A 3,571-nucleotide genomic window follows, 5' to 3' on the forward strand; every position below is an offset into this window, starting at 1 on the left:
CCGGGTAGGTTCCCTCCGCCATCAACGACTCCACCGCGTTGCGCAGATGCACGAACGCCGAAGTGTTCAGCGTCATGTCCACATCGCTGTCGGGTCGGCCCTCCCCCATCGTGGCAATGCGGTACAGCTCAGGGGTTTTCAGCGCGAAGCGCACGTATGCCAGGCCCTGAGCGCGCAGCACCTCGATCGCCGACGGCTGATCGACGGCGACCCGTTGCATCTCCTCGTCGAGTTTCTCGAAATACCGGGCGCAGACCGCGTCCAGCAGCGCGTCCTTGTCGGCGAAGTGCAGGTAGATGGACGGCGGCGTGACCCCGACGCGCTGTGCCACCGCCCTGATCGAGACGGCCTTGGCGTGGCCGGTTTCGAGCAGTAAGTCGGTGGCCGCATCGAGTATTTCGTCGCGCAACTGCTCACCGGAGCCACGCGGCGCGCGGCGCCGCCGCAGAGGCTGCATCGTCACGCTAGCCAGTGTCCGTCACGGATGCCGCCGCCCGTTCGCGTTTGTCGACCGCGGGCTCCTCGTCGCCAGACTCGCTGAAGCCGATCCGCTCGTGTAACCGCGCCAGCGGCTTTGGCGCCCACCAATTCCACCGGCCGAGCACATGCATGAACGCCGGCACCAGCGCCATGCGCACCAGGGTCGCGTCGACCACCACCGCGAGCGTCATGCCGACTCCCATCATCCGCATGAACGACACCTGCGCTGCGATCAGCGCGGCGAACGAGATCGACATGATCAACGCCGCCGCGGTCACCACCCGGCCTGTTTTCGCCACCCCGAGCGCGACGCTCTCGTCGTTGTCCGCCCGAGTCTTGCCGGATTTCAGCCAGTACTCGCGGATCCGCGAGACCAGGAACACCTCATAGTCCATGGACAGTCCGAATGCGATGCAGAACAGCAGTACCGGCATGTTGGCGACCAACGTTCCGGTTGGGGTGGTGCCCAACGCCCCGAGATGGCCGTCTTGGAATATCCACACCAGTGCGCCGAACGCGGCAGTCAACGATAAGACGTTGAGCACCAAGGCCTTCAGCGGCAACACCACGCTGCCGGTGAGCAGGAACAGCAACACGAACGTGATCGCGGCAATCACGCCGAGAACCAGAGGCAACCGGGAGGTGATCGCGTCGGAGCTATCGCGGTTGATCTGCGCGACGCCGGTCAACTGCACCTGCTGCCCGGCCGGTGTGCTCACCGCGCGCAGCCGGTCGAGTTGCGTCTCGGAGGCATCGGTGAACAGCGGTGCGGTGCTGCCGACGGTGAAGAATGCACTTCCATCCTTGAGCCCGGTGGCTGCCGATGGGGGTCCCACCGGTCTGCCGTCGGCGAACGTGCCGCCGGGCGAAGACACCGAGGACACGTCGGGCACCTGTGACAGCGCTGCGGCGTAGCGGTCGAGGTCGGCGGGCCCCACTCCGGCAGTCGTCGGGATGACGACGGTGACGTTTCGCGCGGAGTCGACGGCGAAATCGGTGCGCAGTTCATCTCCCACCTGACGCGCCGACGCCGACTGCGGCAGCACCCGGTCGTCAGGGAAGCCCCATTTGATGCCGAGGAACGGCGCGCCCAGCAGCAGCAACAGCGCGACGATGGCGGTGCCGACCGGAATCGCCCGTCGCATAACGTGTTTCGTCGACCGATACCAGAATGTCTGCTCGACCGGCTTGGGCACCGGCTCTGGTCTGCGGAATATCCGGCGGGCAAGCCGGCGTATGTCCAACGAGTCGAGCCGGTCGCCGAGCAGCACGATCAACGCCGGCGCCACGACGATCGCCGCGAGCGCCCCGAACGCGACCACCGCAATACCGGCGTACGCGAATGACTTCAGGAAGTACATCGGGAACAGAACCATCGCGACCATCGACAGCGCGACCGTCATCGCCGAGAACACCACGGTGCGACCAGCGGTGGCCATCGTGCGCACCAATGCTCGTTCGCGGTCGGCGCCACCGGCGAGTTCGTCGCGGAACCTGCTGATGATCAGCAGTGTGTAGTCGATGGACAGCGCAAGCCCCATCGCGACGCTCAGGTTCAGCGCGAAAATCGACACGTCGGTGAACAACGTGATGAGGCGCAGCACCGCCATCGAACCCAGAATCGCGAAGCCGCCGACGGCCAACGGCAAAGCGGAGACCATCAGACCGCCGAACACCCAGACCAGCACCAGGAAGCTCAGCGGGATCGCGATGGACTCCATCATCAGCAGGTCTTTTTCGCTCTGCCCGTTGATCTGGACGTAGGTCATCGCCTCGCCGCCGGCGCGGACGGTAACGCCGTCGCGGTCATGGATAAGCCGGTCGGTCAGCTCCTTGGCATGCTTCTGCGCCCCGCTCTCGCCGCCGGTGATACCCGCGACGATCAAACCGGTCTTGCCGTCCTTACTGATCAGCGCGGGGGCAGCAGGAGCGGGTGCGGTCCAGGCCGAGGTCACCTCCGCCACATACGGCGAGGCCTGCAGTTGCGAGGCGATGTCCGTGCCGACCGACCGGGCAGCGGTGCCCTGCGCGCCGCCCTCGGACGTGACGGAGATCAACAGCTCCATGTCGCCCTGGCCGAACTTGTCAACCAGCAGCTTTGTCGCCTGCGACGACTCCGAGGTGGGGTCCTGGAAGCCGCCTGCAGACAAGTGCTTGGCGACGGGGATTCCGAAGACGCCGCAGGCCACCATGACGAGCAACGCAATCGCGACGATTCGCCGTGGCGCAGCAATGGCCAACAGCGCGACTCGTTGCAGCATGTCGCGTCCCTTCCGGTCGCGTATGAGCTATCAGCGATAACTTATCAACGATAAGTTCAATCGGTCAACGCGTCTCTACCTACGGTAGATACGGCGCGGAAGGCGTAGTGGGTTCAGTTGCCCGCGTCGCCGAGCGATGAGTTGTGCTCCCAGTGCCGGTCTACTAGTGCATGACCGAACTCCCACAGCATTCACACAGCCGAATAGGCTTCCGATCATGATCACCACCGAAGCGACGACTAAGACCAACACGTCCTCGTTGACCGACATCGGACTATTGATCCTGCGTATCGGCGTCGGCGCCGCCATGATTCAGGCCGGCCTGATCAAAGCCTTCGACTTCAACACGACGTCCGGCTTCATGGAGACCGGTGGCTGGCGGCTACCGAAATTCGCCGCTTTCATGGTCACGGCCGCGGAAACCCTCGGCGGAATCGGGCTGGTTTTGGGCGTGCTGACGCCCTTGGCGGCGTGTGCGGTGATCGCCGCGATGATCGACGCGTGGGCGGTCAACGTCTCGGCGGCCGCATTCTGGTCCGAGCCGTTCAACGTGCCGTTCCTGGTCGCCATCGGGGCGACCGCGCTGCTGTTCACCGGCGCCGGCGCCTACTCGGCCGACGCCAAGGTCTTCGGCCGGGTCGGATGGTCTTCCCGGATCGCGGTTGGACTGCTGGTCGTGGCAGTCGTCGCCGCCGTCCTGACCTGGGTTTTGCTGAACGGGACCAACCCGATCCACTTCACCGCCCCGCCAGCGATGCCTACCGGCTAAACATGGCTGTCCACCACGTGGTTACCTTCGGCACGGTGAAATCGGCGATGCGCACCCATAC

At 65.1% G+C, this 3,571-nt stretch carries 3 protein-coding genes; 1 reads left to right on the top strand and 2 read right to left on the bottom strand.

What is annotated here, in order from left to right; genetic code table 11:
- Positions 1-457, bottom strand: a 457-nt coding sequence (locus VFH65_RS28200; protein ID WP_353326260.1) for a TetR/AcrR family transcriptional regulator, incomplete at its 3' end; no start/stop codon positions are given.
- Between the two features lie 7 nt (positions 458-464).
- On the bottom strand, positions 465-2,741 hold the full coding sequence (locus tag VFH65_RS28205) for an MMPL family transporter (RefSeq protein WP_353326257.1): 2,277 nt from the start codon (positions 2,739-2,741) through the stop codon (positions 465-467).
- A gap of 217 nt (positions 2,742-2,958) precedes the next feature.
- Here VFH65_RS28205 and VFH65_RS28210 point away from each other — a divergent pair, with 217 nt between their 5' ends.
- Complete coding sequence (locus tag VFH65_RS28210; RefSeq protein WP_353326259.1) at positions 2,959-3,510, top strand: DoxX family protein; 552 nt, start codon at positions 2,959-2,961, stop codon at positions 3,508-3,510.
- The last annotated feature ends 61 nt before the right edge of the window (positions 3,511-3,571 follow it).

The sequence above is a fragment of the Mycobacterium sp. genome (assembly GCF_035697385.1).
Lineage (GTDB): Bacteria > Actinomycetota > Actinomycetes > Mycobacteriales > Mycobacteriaceae > Mycobacterium.